This window comes from Noviherbaspirillum sp. (genome assembly GCF_035627455.1).
GTDB lineage: Bacteria > Pseudomonadota > Gammaproteobacteria > Burkholderiales > Burkholderiaceae_D > Noviherbaspirillum.
This window is the reverse complement of the sequence record NZ_DASPLS010000069.1, coordinates 13189-27755: the sequence shown is the minus strand read 5'-3', so window position 1 is coordinate 27755 and position 14567 is coordinate 13189. Positions and strand designations below refer to the sequence as shown.

12 protein-coding genes are annotated in these 14567 nt (G+C 66.8%); 8 read left to right on the top strand and 4 right to left on the bottom strand.

Going from position 1 to position 14567, the window contains the following annotated elements; all coding sequences use genetic code 11:
- Window positions 1-134 precede the first annotated feature (134 nt).
- Window positions 135-413: a hypothetical protein gene (locus tag VEC01_RS13210; RefSeq protein ID WP_324901354.1), complete on the top strand. Its 279-nt coding sequence runs from the start codon at window positions 135-137 to the stop codon at window positions 411-413.
- 72 nt (window positions 414-485) lie between these two features.
- On the opposite strand, the gene VEC01_RS13205 is transcribed toward VEC01_RS13210, so the two are convergent.
- Complete coding sequence (locus VEC01_RS13205) at window positions 486-1421, bottom strand: alpha/beta hydrolase (RefSeq protein ID WP_324901353.1); 936 nt, start codon at window positions 1419-1421, stop codon at window positions 486-488.
- A gap of 226 nt (window positions 1422-1647) precedes the next feature.
- Here VEC01_RS13205 and VEC01_RS13200 point away from each other — a divergent pair, with 226 nt between their 5' ends.
- On the top strand, window positions 1648-4578 hold the full coding sequence (locus tag VEC01_RS13200) for a PAS domain S-box protein (protein WP_324901352.1): 2931 nt from the start codon (window positions 1648-1650) through the stop codon (window positions 4576-4578).
- An 8-nt stretch (window positions 4579-4586) separates the two neighbouring features.
- Here VEC01_RS13200 and VEC01_RS13195 read toward each other — a convergent pair whose 3' ends face one another.
- Entirely contained in the window at window positions 4587-4778 is a 192-nt protein-coding gene (locus tag VEC01_RS13195) for a hypothetical protein (RefSeq protein WP_324901351.1), read from the bottom strand.
- A gap of 122 nt (window positions 4779-4900) precedes the next feature.
- On the opposite strand from VEC01_RS13195, the gene VEC01_RS13190 reads away from it, so the two are divergent.
- Complete coding sequence (locus VEC01_RS13190; protein ID WP_324901350.1) at window positions 4901-5299, top strand: response regulator; 399 nt, start codon at window positions 4901-4903, stop codon at window positions 5297-5299.
- 31 nt (window positions 5300-5330) lie between these two features.
- Here VEC01_RS13190 and VEC01_RS13185 read toward each other — a convergent pair whose 3' ends face one another.
- Window positions 5331-6233 (bottom strand): DMT family transporter, encoded by a 903-nt coding sequence (locus VEC01_RS13185; RefSeq protein ID WP_324901349.1) that lies wholly within the window; start codon window positions 6231-6233, stop codon window positions 5331-5333.
- A 206-nt stretch (window positions 6234-6439) separates the two neighbouring features.
- Here VEC01_RS13185 and VEC01_RS13180 point away from each other — a divergent pair, with 206 nt between their 5' ends.
- The 4 genes from VEC01_RS13180 to ybaL all read left to right on the top strand — a co-directional run bounded on the left by VEC01_RS13180 (window position 6440) and on the right by ybaL (window position 12930).
- On the top strand, window positions 6440-8089 hold the full coding sequence (locus VEC01_RS13180) for a VRR-NUC domain-containing protein (protein ID WP_324901348.1): 1650 nt from the start codon (window positions 6440-6442) through the stop codon (window positions 8087-8089).
- Window positions 8086-10347, top strand: coding sequence for an ATP-dependent DNA helicase (locus VEC01_RS13175; RefSeq protein ID WP_324901347.1), 2262 nt, complete (start codon window positions 8086-8088; stop codon window positions 10345-10347). The genes VEC01_RS13180 and VEC01_RS13175 overlap by 4 nt, the downstream gene beginning before the upstream one ends.
- A 299-nt stretch (window positions 10348-10646) precedes the next feature.
- Complete coding sequence (locus tag VEC01_RS13170; protein ID WP_324901346.1) at window positions 10647-11123, top strand: hypothetical protein; 477 nt, start codon at window positions 10647-10649, stop codon at window positions 11121-11123.
- A gap of 97 nt (window positions 11124-11220) precedes the next feature.
- Entirely contained in the window at window positions 11221-12930 is a 1710-nt protein-coding gene (gene ybaL / locus VEC01_RS13165; protein ID WP_324901345.1) for a YbaL family putative K(+) efflux transporter, read from the top strand.
- A gap of 85 nt (window positions 12931-13015) precedes the next feature.
- On the opposite strand, the gene VEC01_RS13160 is transcribed toward ybaL, so the two are convergent.
- Window positions 13016-13174 carry a hypothetical protein gene (locus VEC01_RS13160; protein ID WP_324901344.1) on the bottom strand — a complete coding sequence of 53 codons (159 nt, stop codon included), beginning with the start codon at window positions 13172-13174 and terminating at the stop codon, window positions 13016-13018.
- Between the two features lie 208 nt (window positions 13175-13382).
- Between VEC01_RS13160 and VEC01_RS13155 the strand changes: the two genes are divergently transcribed.
- On the top strand, window positions 13383-14522 hold the full coding sequence (locus VEC01_RS13155; RefSeq protein WP_324901343.1) for a PA0069 family radical SAM protein: 1140 nt from the start codon (window positions 13383-13385) through the stop codon (window positions 14520-14522).
- Window positions 14523-14567 lie beyond the last annotated feature (45 nt).

Below are 14567 nucleotides of genomic sequence, written 5' to 3'. Positions count from 1 at the left end.
CTTCCCGTTACATTTGCTCACGTAACATTTCATAACAAAAACATAACAACTTCATCGTCTTGTCGTTTGTCTCAACATGCAGAAGGGCCCTGCAAGTTCGAAATGATTGTTGATATTTCCAATGAGAGGACGCCATGTTGAAAAAAACCGTATCCCTGGCCGTGATTTCCGCATTCGCGTTTGGCCTTGCCGCATGTGACGTGGAAAAGAAGCAGGAAGGCAGCCTGGACCTGCCGAAGTATGAAGTCGACAAGAAGCAGGCAGGCAACGTGAAGCTGCCCGAGTACGACGTCAAGACGCCCGACGTCGCGGTGAACAAGGAAGAGCGTACCATCGACACCCCCACCGTGAAGAAGGAAGAGCGCAAGGTGACGGTGCCCGACGTCGACGTGAAGCCTGCGCAGGAAAAGTAAGGTTTGCTGCCCCCGTTTGCCCCCTTGCTGGGGTAACTTGATGCACCTCCGGCGACGGAGGTGCTTTTTTCCTTATCCGCCGGCGGCGCCCGCTGCGCGGAACCGCAGGTAATCCTCCGCACTCTGCCTTGGCCGTTCGATCATCGGCAGGTGTCCCACGCCGGGCATCACGATCACTTGCGAGCGCGGCAGCAGCTTGTGCAGCACATCCGCGGTGCCGACATGGATCACGCGGTCCTGCTCGCCCCAGACGATGAGCGTGGGGACCGCCAATCCCTTGATCCGCTCCTCGACCGAATCGGTGGCGATCTTCACGAAGATGCGTTCCTCCAGATCGGCGTTGCGGATGCGCTCCTGCGCCAGCACATTGAGGATGGGGCGCGGCACGAAGGGCGGGTCCTGCATCACGAACGCGAAGGTCTGCGCGAATTCCTCTTCGCTGCGCGCGATCAGCGGGTTCTGGCCGCGCTCGAGGATGAGGTGCGCCAGCTCGCTCTTCGGCGCGTTCCAGATGCCTGCGGGATCGAGCAGCCACAGGCTGGCGACTTCTGACGGATAGCGCGCCGCATACGCCATCGCGATCTGTCCGCCCATCGAATTGCCGCCAAGGTGGATGGTGCGGATGCCCAGCGCCTGCGCCAGCGCATGCAGGCGTTCCGCCTGCGCGAGCGGGGTGTAGTCGGCGTCCCGCGGCCGGGCCGATTCACCGAAGCCGATATGGTCGGGCACGATCACGCGGTAGTGCGGCGTCAGGTAGCGCGCGGTGCGCGTGAAATTATCCTTGTTGCCGCCAAAGCCGTGCAGCAGCATCAGCGGCTCGCCCTGGCCGCCCTCCAGGAACGCATAGCGCAGGCCGCCCGGCAGTTCGATTTCCTTGCGCACCAGGTCCGCCATCCGGCGCTCGGCGCCAATAGCCAGCGCCGCGACCTGCTTGAAGGCGCTCGCACAGCCGGAGAGGAAGACCAGCATGAGCAGCATCGAAAACACGGCACGTAATCGGATCGGCATCGGGAACATCCTTTCGGTCAAAATCGCTGGCAGCGTCGCCCGCGGCATGCGGACGCGTCCCTTACCCTAGCCAGCGCCTGCTCCATCGCCTTGAGCGAGGTCAGGCCCGGCGGGAAGTGGCACTGCGCGGTCAAAAAATTACCTTGGTGCAAGCGTTGCACGCATGCATGAACTGCTCTATAACGATGCGTGGCCTGCCACCTCGCGGGCGCAAGGAGCTGATGCATTGATTGAACAGGTAACGAAGACCGGCCTCTTTCCTTCCGGCGGCGGACGCATGGGACAGCACATGCGCGCCCACGACTGGTCGGTGTCGCCGCTCGGCCCGCCTGCCGACTGGCCTCCTGCTTTGCGCGCCGCGGTGGCGCTGATCCTCGATTCCCGCTTCCCGATGTGCATCGCCTGGGGTCCGGACCTTGCCCTGCTCTACAACGACGCCTGCATCGACGTGGTCGGCGCCCGCCATCCGGCCGCGCTCGGCCGTCCCGCGGAGGAAGTGTGGCCCGACGCGTGGGACGCTATCCGCCCCCTCGCTGCCAGAGCCTTGTCGGGAGAAACGGTTTACTTCGAAAACCAACCACTGATCATCGAACGCAACGGCTACCGGGAGCGCGCCTGGTTCACCTTTTCGTATTCCGCGTTGCGCGACGACGGCGGCATGCCGGCGGGCGTGCTGTGCACCTGCACCGACACGACCGCCAACGCGTCGAACCAGCGGCGCCAGGCATTCCGCATCCGCTTCGAAGACCGCCTGCGCCATGTGCAGCATCCGGACGACGTGATGCGGGTGGTTGCCGAGATGCTGGGTCGCCACCTGCAGGTTGATCGTGCCGGTATCGTCGAGCTGCTGCCGGACAAGGCAACCCTGCTGTTCCAGCGCGACTGGACCAGCAGCCGTCTGGCCAGCGTTTCCGGCCGCCGTTTTCCGCTCGTTGCGATCCGCTCGGGGCTGGTCGATGGCCTGCGCGCGGGGCGCACGATGGTGATCAACGACATCGAGGAACACGGCTTCGCCGACGATGGCCCCTATCCGCAGTTCCAGGTGCGCGCCAGCATCACCGTGCCGCTGATCCGCGAAGACGGTTTCACCGGTGCGCTGTACGTGCACAGCGCGGTGCCGCGCCGCTGGCGCGAGGACGAACAGATGCTGGTGCGCGAAGTCGCCGAGCGTGCCTGGGATGCAATCAAGCGCTCGCGCGCGCAGGCCGCGCTGGCGGCGAGCAATGCGCGCTTCCGCGCCGCTATCGACGCGGTCGAGGGCGTGCTGTGGACCAGCGATCCGGCCGGCAGGATGGTCGGCGAGCAGCCGGGCTGGGCCTCGCTCACCGGCCAGGCCGAGGCGCAATACCGGGGTTACGGCTGGCAGGACGCGATCCATCCGGAGGACGCGGCGGCGACCGTGGAGGCGTGGCGGCAGGCGATCGTCGAACGCAAGAGCTTCCTGTTCGAGCACCGGCTGCGGCGCCACGACGGCGAATGGCGCCGCTATACGGTGCGCGCGATCCCGACAATGAATGCCGACGGCAGCGTGCGCGAATGGGTCGGCGTGCATACCGATATCACCGACCTGCGCCGGACCGAGGAAACGCTGCGCCGGCTGAACGCGGGACTGGAGCTGGGCATCCAGGAAAGCCTGCGCGAACGCGACCGGCTGTGGCGGATGTCGCAGGACATCCTCGCCGTGGCCTCGCTCAAGGGGCGCTTCCTGAACGTCAATCCGGCGTTCACCGCCATCCTCGGATGGACCGAGCAGGAAGCGACGAGCGTGCCCTTCGTCGCGCTGACCCATCCGGAAGACCGCGACGAACTGGCGCACAAGCTTGCGGTACTCGGCCAGGGACTGCCGCTGGTGCGCTATGAAGTGCGCAGCCTGCACAAGGACAGCGGCTTCCGCTGGCTGTCCTGGACGGTGGTGCCGGAGGGCGACCTGCTGTACGGCGTCGCGCGCGACATCACGCTGGAAAAACAGCAGGCGCAGGCGCTGCGCCATGCGGAAGACGCGTTGCGCCAGGCGCAGAAGATGGAAGCGGTCGGCCAGCTCACCGGCGGCATCGCGCACGACTTCAACAATCTTCTGGCGAGCATGGTGAGCAACCTGGAGTTGATGAAGCTGCGCATCGCGATGGGCCAGGGCGCGGACATCGAGCGTTATATCGATGGCGCGCTCGCGGTCGCCGGGCGCGCTGCCGCGCTTACCCACCGGCTGCTCGCGTTTTCGCGCCGCCAGACGCTCGACCCGCGCCCGGTCGACGTCAACCGCCTGGTGGCATCGATGACCGAGCTGATCCAGCGCACGGTCGGGCCGGCGGTGCAGGTGGACGCGCGCCTCGGCGAGCAGGTATGGACCACGCGCTGTGATCCGAACCAGCTCGAGAGCGCGCTGCTCAACCTGGCCATCAACGCGCGCGACGCCATGCCCGACGGCGGGCGGCTGGCCATCGTCACCGAGAACATCGTGGTGGATGACGCCTATGCGTCGCAGTATCCGGACGTCGCGCGCGGCGAGTACGTCGCGGTCAGCGTGGCCGACACCGGTACCGGCATGACGCCGGAAGTGGCTGCGCGCGCCTTCGACCCGTTCTTCACCACCAAGCCGATCGGCCAGGGCACCGGCCTCGGCCTGTCGATGATCTACGGTTTCGTCAAGCAGTCGGGCGGCCACATCCGCATCTACTCGGAACCGGGACGGGGTACAACGGTACGGATGAAGCTGCCGCGCAGTCTTGCATCCGCGGAGCAGGACGAACACGGCGGCGCCGGAGGCGCGACGGGCGACGCGCCCGCCGGCACCGGCCTGCTGATCGTCGATGACGAGGCGCCGCTGTGCGCGATGCTGGCGGAAATGATGCAGGCGCGCGGCTACCGTGTGCTGCAGGCGGAAGACGCGGCGCAGGCGATGCGGCTGCTGGATTCGGACGCGGCGGTGGATTTGCTGGTCACCGACATCGGGCTGCCGGGCGGCATGAGCGGGCACCAGCTGGCCGAAGCCGCGCTGCACCTGCGCCCTTCCTTGCACATTCTGTTCATCACCGGCTACGCGGAAGATGCGGCGACGCGCGATGGCCTGCTCGCGCCTGGAATGCAGGTGATGACCAAGCCGTTTTCGCTCGATGCATTCGCCGCGAAGGTGCGCGCGATGCTGGCGCCGGGGCAATAACGCGCACGCTAGCCTTCCTCGACGTCGATGCCGAGGTCGATGCCGCCGGTGTCGGTGACGGGGCGCAACGCGGTGGCGTGACCGACGAACGGCACGCGCTCCTGCCAGCCGCCGTTGCGTACCGGAACCAGCCAGTAGCCCTCCTCGTCATGTGCTACCCAGTAAGGCGGCTTGCGCGTATATTCATACAGCTTTACCATCGTTCCCCCGCAGCGGCGGGATGCAGGGGCGTCGATAATGATACCCGTCAATTCCCGCCCACCTTTCTCGAAACATAATAGCGGGTATTGCCCACGCCACGGATGACAACAGGAGCGACGCGATGACGACACCGGATTCCCCTCACGGCAATGCCGGCGGCACCCGTATTCTGGTGGTCGACGACAACATCGACGCGGCAGTGTCCGCCGCGGAAATCCTGCGCCTGCTTGGCAATGAAGTTTCAGTAGCGCATGACGGCATGTCGGCGATCCGCACCGTGGAAGAATGGCAGCCGAAGGTCGTGCTGCTCGATATCGGTCTGCCCGGCATCGACGGCTACGAAGTCGCGCGGCGGATCCGGCTGCAGCCGGCCGGCAGGAACGTGCGGCTGGTGGCGCTGACCGGCTGGGGGCAGGACCGTGACCGCCGGCTGGCGGCGGAGGCGGGCTTCGACGCACACTGGGTCAAGCCGGTCGGCATCGACAAGCTCAAGGAACTCGGCGCCTCGCCCGCCGCGTAATACACCAGCGCGCCGCCCCTGCGTCACGTCGTCAGCGCGTGCGCGACGACAACACGATGCCCCCGACGATCAGCGCAAACGCCACCGCGTGATACGCATGCGGCGTTTCGCCGAGGAACGCGGAAGACATCATTGCGGCAAACAGCGGCGTGAGGTTGTTGAAGAAGGCAGCGATGTTCGGCCCGACGCGCTGCACGCCGGCGCCCCAGCAGCGGAAGGCGATGATCGCCGGCCCGACGGCGACATACAGCAGCGCCGCCCCCAGTCCCCAGCTCCAGTCAATCCGCGCATCGGTCCACACCCATTCCGCCGCCGCGAACGCGCCCGACCAGAGCACGCCGAAGCTCACCTGCGCCAGCAGGAAGGCCGCCCAGTCGGCGCGGATCGATTCCGGTTCCTTGCGTCCCAGGAGCAGCCAGCTGTAGACCGACCAGGCAATGGTGGCCAGCACCATGAACAGGTCGCCCGGCACCAGGCGCAGCACGAGCAGCTGCTGCCATTGCCCGCGGCTCAGCACCACCAGCACGCCGGCAACCGACAAGGCGGCGCCGGCGACCTGGGTGCGCGAGACCGACGCCCGGAAGAACAACCAGCCGATCAGCAGCATCCAGACCGGCATGCTGGCCGCGACCAGCGTCACGTTGATCGGCGTCGAGCTTTGCAGCGCCAGGTATTGCAGCGCGTTGTACATGCCCACGCCGAGCAGGCCGAGGATCGCGAAGCGCCGCCAGTGCGCGCCCAACCCGCTGCCCGGGCGGTAGACCTGCCCTGCGAGCGGCAGCAGGATCAGGAGCGCGATCGCCCAGCGCAGGAAGTTGAGCGTGATCGGCGGCACCATCGCATTCACCATCCGGCCGACCACCGCATTGCCGGCCCACAGCAGGGGCGGAACGACGAGCATCAGGGCAGTGGCGGGCGTGAGGCGCTGGTTCATGCGGCAAAACGGGAGAAAAAGTCGGGGAACGCGGGCGAACGGGTCTTGCAAACAAGGCTATGAGGATACTTGATTTCCTGCATGCCCGCCGTGGACGTGCCGCCGCACCGGGCGCCGTTGCACGCGCCGCGCCGCTTCGCCATAATGCAGGACACCCTCCACATCGCCTTTGCCGTTCCGGCCGCGGCGCCCGGCGATTTGCCAAGATGAACAGAACGCTGGAAAACCGCTTCTACTACCTCGACAACTTCCACACCGTCGTCACCTGGGTCAGGGACCGCCATGCGGCGCTGCTGGACGGGGAAGAACAGGCATTCATCGAGCGCTTCCTCGCGCTGGAACAGCCATCGCGCGCGCTCCTGGTGCGCATGGTGATGCGTAAAGGGGAACTGTTCCGGTCCGGAAAACTGCGCTATGAAGAAATCGGCGATACCCGGCTGGCCGCTGCGCCGCTGGTGCGCGCCGGCTGGGTGGACGAGCGTCCGCCGCTGACGCTGGACGAGCTGTTTTGCCTGCTGACCAGGGCGGAAATCGATGGCCTGTTTCGCGATGCATTACCCGGCCGCGCCGCGCGCAAGGCCGAACAACTGGAGGCGCTGCGTGCCGTCTATCCCGGCGCGCGCTGCTTCGACGCCTGGCATCCGGCTTCCGGCGAGTGCGTCTACCGCCTGCAGCTGTCGGCGCTGTGCGACCGGCTGCGCCTGCTGTTCTTCGGCAACCTGCACCAGGACTGGTCCGAGTTCGTGCTGTCCGACCTCGGCATCACCCGCTACGAGAAAGTGGAATTCTCCGTCAGCTCGCAAGCCTTCCACAACCGCGCGGACGTCGATGCCTACCTGCACCTGTGGCGCTGCCGGGAGCGGCTGGACGCCGGCGAGGATGCGGATGCGGTGCTCGCCGACCTGCCGCCTGCTCCGTACGAAAACGACTGGCTGGAACAGCGGCGCCGGAAATTCCTGTTCCAGGCCGCGCAGCAGCATGAGCGGGCGCAGCAATGGGAAAAGGCGCTGGCGCTCTACGCCGGCCTGCGCCATCCCGGTGCGAGGATACGGCAGATCCGCATGCTGGAACGTATCGGCGACGATGCGGCGGCCTTCGCGCTCGCCCGCAGCGCAAGCGCTGCGCCGGAGAGCGAAGCGGAAAGCCAGCAGCTGCTGCGCATGCTGCCGCGCCTGCAGCGCCGGCTCGGTCATCCGAAAACGCCGGCGCGGCAGCCGGCGCCGGCCGAACGCATTGACCTTTGCCTGCCGCAGCCACGGTCCGCGTACTGCGTCGAGGAGCTGGTGCGCGCGCACCTCGCGCGCGCCGACGCTCCCGCCTGCTATGTCGAAAACACGCTGATCAATTCCCTGTTCGGGCTGCTGTGCTGGGACGCGGTGTTCGCCGCGGTGCCGGGCGCGTTCTTCCATCCTTTCCACAGCGGGCCGGCAGACCTGCATGCCGCCGATTTCGCCGCCCGCCGCAAAACGCAGTTCGACGCCTGCTTCGCGGCCCTCGAGTCGCCGCTGTACAAGGACATCATCCGGCAGCGCTTCCGCGACAAGGCGGGCATCCAGTCGCCGTTCGTGTTCTGGGATGTCCTCGACGCGCCGCTGCTCGAGCTCGCGCTCGACTGCATCCCGGCGGCGCACCTGCGCAAGTGGTTCGAGCGCATGCTGCAGGACATCCGCGCCAACCGCGCAGGTTTTCCCGACCTGATCCAGTTTTATCCGCGGGAAAAGCGCTACCGCATGATCGAGGTGAAGGCGCCCGGCGACCGCCTGCAGGACAACCAGGTGCGCTGGCTGGAATACTGCGCCGCGCACGGCATGCCGGTCGCGGTGTGCCGGGTGCAGTGGCTGGAGGATGGCGCATGACTTACACGGTGGCGGTGCGCGCGCTGACCGAGTTCACCGCCAAGCGCGGCGACCTCGACCTGCGCTTCACGCCCGCGCCCAGTTCGCAGGAGGGCATCGCCGGCCACGCTACCGTCACCGCGCGCCGCGCCCCCGGCTACCAGGCCGAGGTCAGCCTTGCCGGCGGCTACAGGCACCTCGCGGTGCGCGGCCGGGCCGACGGCTACGACCCGGCGCGCAACCAGCTCGAAGAAATCAAGACCTACCGCGGCGATCTCGACCGCATGCCGGACAACCACCGCCAGTTGCACTGGGCACAGCTGAAGGTGTACGGCTGGCTCATGTGCGAGAAGCTGGCACTGCCGGAAATCCGGCTTGCGCTGGTGTATTTCGACATCGGCAGCCAGAAGGAAACCGTGCTGGCCGAAGTGCATACGGCCGCCGCGCTGCGGGCTTTTTTCGAGGAGCAATGCGAGCGTTTCCTCGCATGGTCGGAGCAGGAGCTCGCGCACCGTGCGGCGCGCGATGCGGCCTTGCAGGCGCTGCGCTTTCCGTACCCGGAGTTCCGCAGCGGCCAGCGCGCGCTCGCCGAAGCGGTGTACCGCGCGGCCGGCGGCAAGCGCTGCCTGCTGGCGGAGGCGCCGACCGGCATCGGCAAGACGATGGGCACCCTGTTCCCAATGCTGAAAGCCTGCCCGGGCCAAAAGCTGGACAAGGTATTCTTCCTCGCCGCCAAGACGCCGGGGCGCCGGCTGGCATTCGACGCGGTCGGCCAGTTGCGCGCCGCGGCGCCCGCGCTGCCGCTGCGCGTGCTCGAGCTGGTGGCGCGCGACAAGGCTTGCGAGCATCCGGACAAGGCCTGCCACGGCGAGTCCTGCCCGCTCGCGCAGGGTTTCTACGACCGGCTGCCGCAGGCCAGGCAGGCAGCGCTCGGGCGCGTCGTGCTCGACAAGGAGAGCTTGCGCGCGGCGGCGCTGGAACAGCGCGTCTGCCCCTATTATCTGGCGCAGGACCTGGCGCGCTGGTGCGACGTGGTGGTCGGCGACTACAACTACTACTTCGACGGCAGCGCGCTGCTGCATGCGCTCGCAGTTGCCAATGAATGGCGGGTGGCGGTGCTGGCGGATGAGGCGCATAACCTGGTCGAACGCGCGCGCAAGATGTACAGCGCGGAACTGGACCAGCGCGCATTCCGCGTCCTGCGCCGCGCCGCGCCCGCCGCGCTGAAGACCAGCCTCGACCGGCTGAACCGCCAGTGGAATGCGCTGAACAGGGCGCAGCAACGCGACTACCAGGCAGGGACGGAGCTTCCCGCCGCCTTTGGCGGCGCGCTGCTGCAGACGACGGCCGACATCAGCCACTACATGGCCGACCAGCCGGCCGCCAACGACAGCGCGCTGCTGCAGTTCTACTTCGATGCGCTGCACTTTACCCGCATGGCCGAGCTGTTCGGGCCGCACTCGCTGTTTGACGTCACGAAGCTCCCGGCCAACGGCGCGCGTGCGGCGGAATCGGTGCTGTGCATCCGCAATGTCGTCCCGGCATCTTTCCTTGCGCCGCGCTTTGCCGCCGCGCACGGCGCGGCACTGTTCTCCGCCACGCTGCAGCCTTCCCGGTATTACCTGGACATGCTCGGCCTGCCGCAGGAGACGGTCTGCATCGACGTGGAGTCGCCGTTCGATGCCTCGCAGCTGCGGGTGAAGGTGGTGCGCGGCATCTCGACGCGCTTTCGCGACCGCGACGCGTCGCTCGCGCCGATCGCCGACCTGATTGCCCGCCAGTATGCGGCGCAGCCCGGCAATTACCTCGCCTTCTTCAGCAGTTTCGAATACCTGCAGAAGGCGGTCGATGCGCTGCGCATGCGCCATCCGGACGTCCCGCTGCGGGCGCAGTCGCGCGGCATGAGCGAAGCGGAGCGCGACGCCTTCCTCGCGCACTTCACGCCGGACGGCCGCGTTGTCGGCTTCGCGGTGCTCGGCGGCAGCTTCGGCGAGGGCATCGACCTGCCAGGCGAGCGGCTGATCGGCGCCTTCATCGCCACGCTCGGACTGCCGCAGCTCAATCCGGTCAACGAAGAGATCATGGAACGCATGGAGACGAGCTTCGGCGCGGGCTACGATTACACCTACCTGTATCCGGGAATACAGAAGGTGGTGCAGGCCGCCGGCCGCGTAATCCGCACCGGTTCCGACCGCGGCGTGCTCTATCTGATCGATGACCGCTTTGCGCGCCCGAATGTGCTGCAGTTGCTGCCGCGCTGGTGGCAGGTGGAGCAGTGATCCGCTTGCCGCCTGTCATGCGCGCGCCGCGGGGATTTATTGCACCCTTTTCAATGTCCAACCGCGGCGGTTGAACCGGGCTGGTGTCGCATCGCCCAGCCTGTCCGTGCAGATATGCCGGCGTCGCGCGCAGCGCGGGGAGCAATGCAATGAGGCCGTCAGAGGCGTGCATTCCGGTCGGCCGCACAGATCAGGGAGCAGATAGCGCCTTCAGAGCGCAATCGTGATTCTTCATGAATGGAGACCCTATGGGATGGTTGGCACGTCGTGACGCACCATCGCCTTCCGCATGCAGCGCCGTGGAAGGCATTCGCAAGCAGGCTGTCCTGCCGCTTGCTTCATTCCTCGCAGCAGCATTTCTCCTCGTTTACCACCAGAATGCAGCTGCGCAGCCTGCAGGCATGCAGGCGATGGGGGAAAACGAACTGCGCGCCGTCTCGGCGCGCGGCCTGTACGACCGTTACTTCGACCAGGTATCGAAATACCTGGTGCAAGGCACCACAGCCGAAGTCCTCGGCAGCCTGGCGACGCTGTTCAGCCCGATGACGAACCTGCTCGAAGGCACTTTCAGCATCAAGAACCCCTCCTACAACCCGGTCAATCCTTTCGTCATTGTCGGCGAAGACGGCGCCGGACTGATCCACCGGCCGGCCGGCGTCGAGGAAATCGCCGTGCGCGAGATCCGCATGCGGGGCAGCAAGGGGCCGAGCTTCGGTGATGTTACGATACGCAATATCAATCTGAGCGGCACGACGATCCGCGTCGCGCGCCGCTAGCCAGTCCCGGCCCGGGTGGGGCGGCGGGCCCGCCTTTCACCCGGTCCGACCTCCCTCCGGTCCGCCGCGGGCATTCGACACGAGGGGAAAACAATCCATGCCGCACGACATCAGCCTGATCACGACGATTGCCGCCGCGCTCGGACTGGGCCTGCTGTGCGGGATGGCCGCCATCCGGCTGAAGCTGCCGCCGCTGGTCGGCTACCTCGTGGCCGGCATCGCCATCGGGCCGGCCACGCCGGGCTTCGTCGCCGACATGAAACTCGCGTCGCAGCTTGCCGAGATCGGCGTGATGCTGCTGATGTTCGGCGTCGGACTGCATTTCTCGCTCGACGACCTGCTGGATGTGCGCAAGATCGCGTTGCCGGGCGCGGTGCTGCAGATCGCCGCCGCCACCGGACTAGGCATGGCGCTGGCGTATGCGGTCGGTTGGGACCTCGGCGCCGGCATCGTGTTCGGCCTCGCGCTGTCGGTCGCCAGCACGGTGGTGCTGCTGCGCGCGCTCGAAGACCGCGGGATTCTCGACTCGTTCAACGGTCGGGTCGCGGTCGGCTGGCTGGTGGTCGAGGACCTGGTCACGGTGCTGGTGCTGGTTCTCCTGCCGCCCCTGTCCGGCTGGCTCGGCGGAAAGAGCGCGGGCACGGACGGCAGCCTCCTGCTGACGCTGGCCGTGACGCTCGGCCAGGTCGGGGCCTTCATCGCGTTCATGCTGATCGTCGGGCGCAAGCTCTTTCCCTGGCTTCTATGGCGGGTCGCGCGCACCGGCTCGCGCGAGCTCTTCACGCTGTGCGTGATCGCGGCCGCGGTCGGCATCGCCTACGGGTCGTCGGAACTGTTCGGCGTTTCCTTCGCACTGGGCGCCTTTTTCGCCGGCATGGTGCTGCGGGAGTCCGAACTGAGCCACCGGGCAGCGCAGGAATCGCTGCCGCTGCGGGACGCGTTCTCGGTATTGTTCTTCGTGTCGGTGGGAATGCTGTTCGAGCCGCAGGTCATCCTGCAGCGCCCGCTGGAGGTGCTGGCCGTCGTCGCCATCATCGTGCTCGGCAAGTCGCTTGCCGCCTTCCTGCTGGTGCTGGCGCTGCGCTATCCGCTGTCGACCGCGCTGACGGTCTCCGCCAGCCTGGCGCAGATCGGCGAGTTTTCCTTCATCCTGGCAGCGCTCGGCGTGTCGCTGCAACTGCTGCCGCCCGAGGCGCAAAGCCTGATCCTGGCCGGCGCGATCATTTCCATTGCGCTGAACCCGCTGGTCTTCGCGACCATCAAGCCGCTGGAAGAGCGGGTGCTGGCGCATTCCGCGCTCGCGAACAAGCTGGCGCGGCCGGACGACCCGCTGGCGGAACTCCCGAGCAGCACAGACCAGGCGAAACTGAGCGGGCAGGTAGTGCTCGTCGGTTACGGCCGGGTCGGCCGCTGCATTGCAGAGGAACTCGGCCGGCGCGGCATCCACTTTGTCGTCACCGATGAAAACCGCGACCGGGTGGATGAATTGCGCCGGCAGGGGATTCCCGCAGTCGCCGGCAATGCGGCCGAGCCGGCCGTCCTGATCCAGGCGCATATCGCGCGCGCGAAGATGCTGGTCGTCGCGACGCCGGATACGGTGGCGGTACGGCGCATGGCGGAAATCGCGCGCGCGCTCAATCCGTCCGTCGAGTGCGTATTCCGCAGCCACAGCGAACAGGAGGCAACCCTGATGGAAAACGAACGAATCGGAAAGGTGTTCGTGGGAGAAAGGGAGCTGGCGCAAGGCATGACCAGGCACATCGTCGCCAGGCTCGAATACCAGGAACACGGCACCGTGTCGAAGTAGACGCGGTGCAAGGCCTGCCGGGAAGGGGAACGCGCGGGCAGACCGCATCCGGTGGACCTGAAGTCCCCCGGACGCGCTGCTGCCCTTATGTCTTGCCGGCCGTCTGGTCGGCGCCGCTGCCGGTATGCCTGCTACCCTGCTCGGTACGCGACTTGCCGGGCGGCGTGCGCTTCGTATTCTTGAACTCGCTGTACTTCGTCCCGGCCTTGTCGGCGGGATACTTGTTTTTCGTATTTGCGGCCATGGAAAATCCTTCCTGAAAGAGGGTTGCACCGATTCCATTAGTTAGGCCGGCGTGGATAAGGTTTCAGCTTCTTTCGCCATGCCCCGGCACGATTCGGGGCACGGCCGAAAATACCCGGTTGCAAAATTGTCCGTCCGTGCGCGCACACCTTGATCTTTCCCCGCCACCTTCCTACTATGCTGTATATTTATACAGTTAAAATGCGTTCATGCCGGACTACGACTCTCATCCCCGACAATTGCATTACCTGCCGCCGCCGCGCAAGGGCCGCGGCGCGGTGACCAATCTGCAGGGCCGCTACGAAACGCAGCTGCGCGAGCGTTTCGACGACGGCTGGGCAGATGGCGCGGACGACAACGGCGATGCGGCGCCGCTGCGGCAAACCGGAATCACGGAAGAACACGCGCGCAGCATCCTGACCCGCAACACGTCGCCCGACGTGCCGTTCAACGTCTCGCTCAACCCCTACCGCGGCTGCGAGCACGGCTGCATCTATTGCTTTGCGCGGCCGACGCACAGCTACCTGCAACTGTCGCCGGGGCTCGATTTCGAAACCCGGATCTTTGCGAAGGTGAATGCCGCCGAACAGCTGCGCCGCGAACTGGCGCGCCCCTCCTACGTCCCGGAAGCGATCGCGCTCGGCGTCAATACCGACGCCTACCAGCCCTGCGAGCGCCGGCTGCGCATTACGCGCGGCGTGCTCGAGGTGCTGCACGACTGCGGGCACCCGGTGGCGGTGATCACCAAGTCCGCACTGGTCGAACGCGACATCGACCTGCTGGCCGCGATGGCGGCCAAACGCCAGGCGGTTGCCGCGGTCACGATCACGACGCTCGATGCGGACATTGCGCGCACCCTTGAACCGAGGGCCGCGGCGCCGGCGCGCCGGCTGCGCACCATCCGTACGCTGGCCGATGCCGGCATCCCGGTCGGGGTGAGCATCGCGCCGGTGATACCCTTCGTGACGGAACCGGACCTGGAGCGCGTATTGGCCGCCGCAGCGGAAGCGGGCGCGGTCGACGCCAGCTATATCGTGCTGCGCCTGCCGTGGGAAGTGAATCCCTTGTTCGTGCAGTGGCTGCAGGCGCACTTTCCGGAGCGCGCGCAGCGGGTGATGAACCGGGTGCGCGAGATGCGCGGCGGAAAGGACTACGATGCCGACTTTCGCCTGCGCATGCGCGGCGAAGGGGTATGGGCAGACCTGCTGCGGCAGCGCTTCGAAAAGGCCGCGCAGCGGCTCGGCCTCGGCTCACGCTCGGACGCCTATACCGCGCTCGACCCGTCGAATTTCCGCCCGCCGCCGGCATTGCGGCAGCAGGCGCCGGAGGGGCAGCTCCGGCTGTTCTGAGCGCGGCAGCAGTGCGCTGTTTTCTTTGCTATCGTGGAGGCCGCA

Excerpts from the sequence above, each read along its gene's own strand:
- VEC01_RS13210 (WP_324901354.1), top strand. The coding sequence starts at position 135 with ATGTTGAAAAAAACCGTATCCCTGGCCGTGATTTCCGCATTCGCGTTT.
- VEC01_RS13205 (WP_324901353.1), bottom strand. The coding sequence starts at position 1,421 with ATGCCGATCCGATTACGTGCCGTGTTTTCGATGCTGCTCATGCTGGTC.
- VEC01_RS13195 (WP_324901351.1), bottom strand. The coding sequence starts at position 4,778 with ATGGTAAAGCTGTATGAATATACGCGCAAGCCGCCTTACTGGGTAGCA.
- VEC01_RS13190 (WP_324901350.1), top strand. The coding sequence starts at position 4,901 with ATGACGACACCGGATTCCCCTCACGGCAATGCCGGCGGCACCCGTATT.
- VEC01_RS13185 (WP_324901349.1), bottom strand. The coding sequence starts at position 6,233 with ATGAACCAGCGCCTCACGCCCGCCACTGCCCTGATGCTCGTCGTTCCG.
- VEC01_RS13180 (WP_324901348.1), top strand. The coding sequence starts at position 6,440 with ATGAACAGAACGCTGGAAAACCGCTTCTACTACCTCGACAACTTCCAC.
- VEC01_RS13175 (WP_324901347.1), top strand. The coding sequence starts at position 8,086 with ATGACTTACACGGTGGCGGTGCGCGCGCTGACCGAGTTCACCGCCAAG.
- ybaL (WP_324901345.1), top strand. The coding sequence starts at position 11,221 with ATGCCGCACGACATCAGCCTGATCACGACGATTGCCGCCGCGCTCGGA.
- VEC01_RS13160 (WP_324901344.1), bottom strand. The coding sequence starts at position 13,174 with ATGGCCGCAAATACGAAAAACAAGTATCCCGCCGACAAGGCCGGGACG.
- VEC01_RS13155 (WP_324901343.1), top strand. The coding sequence starts at position 13,383 with ATGCCGGACTACGACTCTCATCCCCGACAATTGCATTACCTGCCGCCG.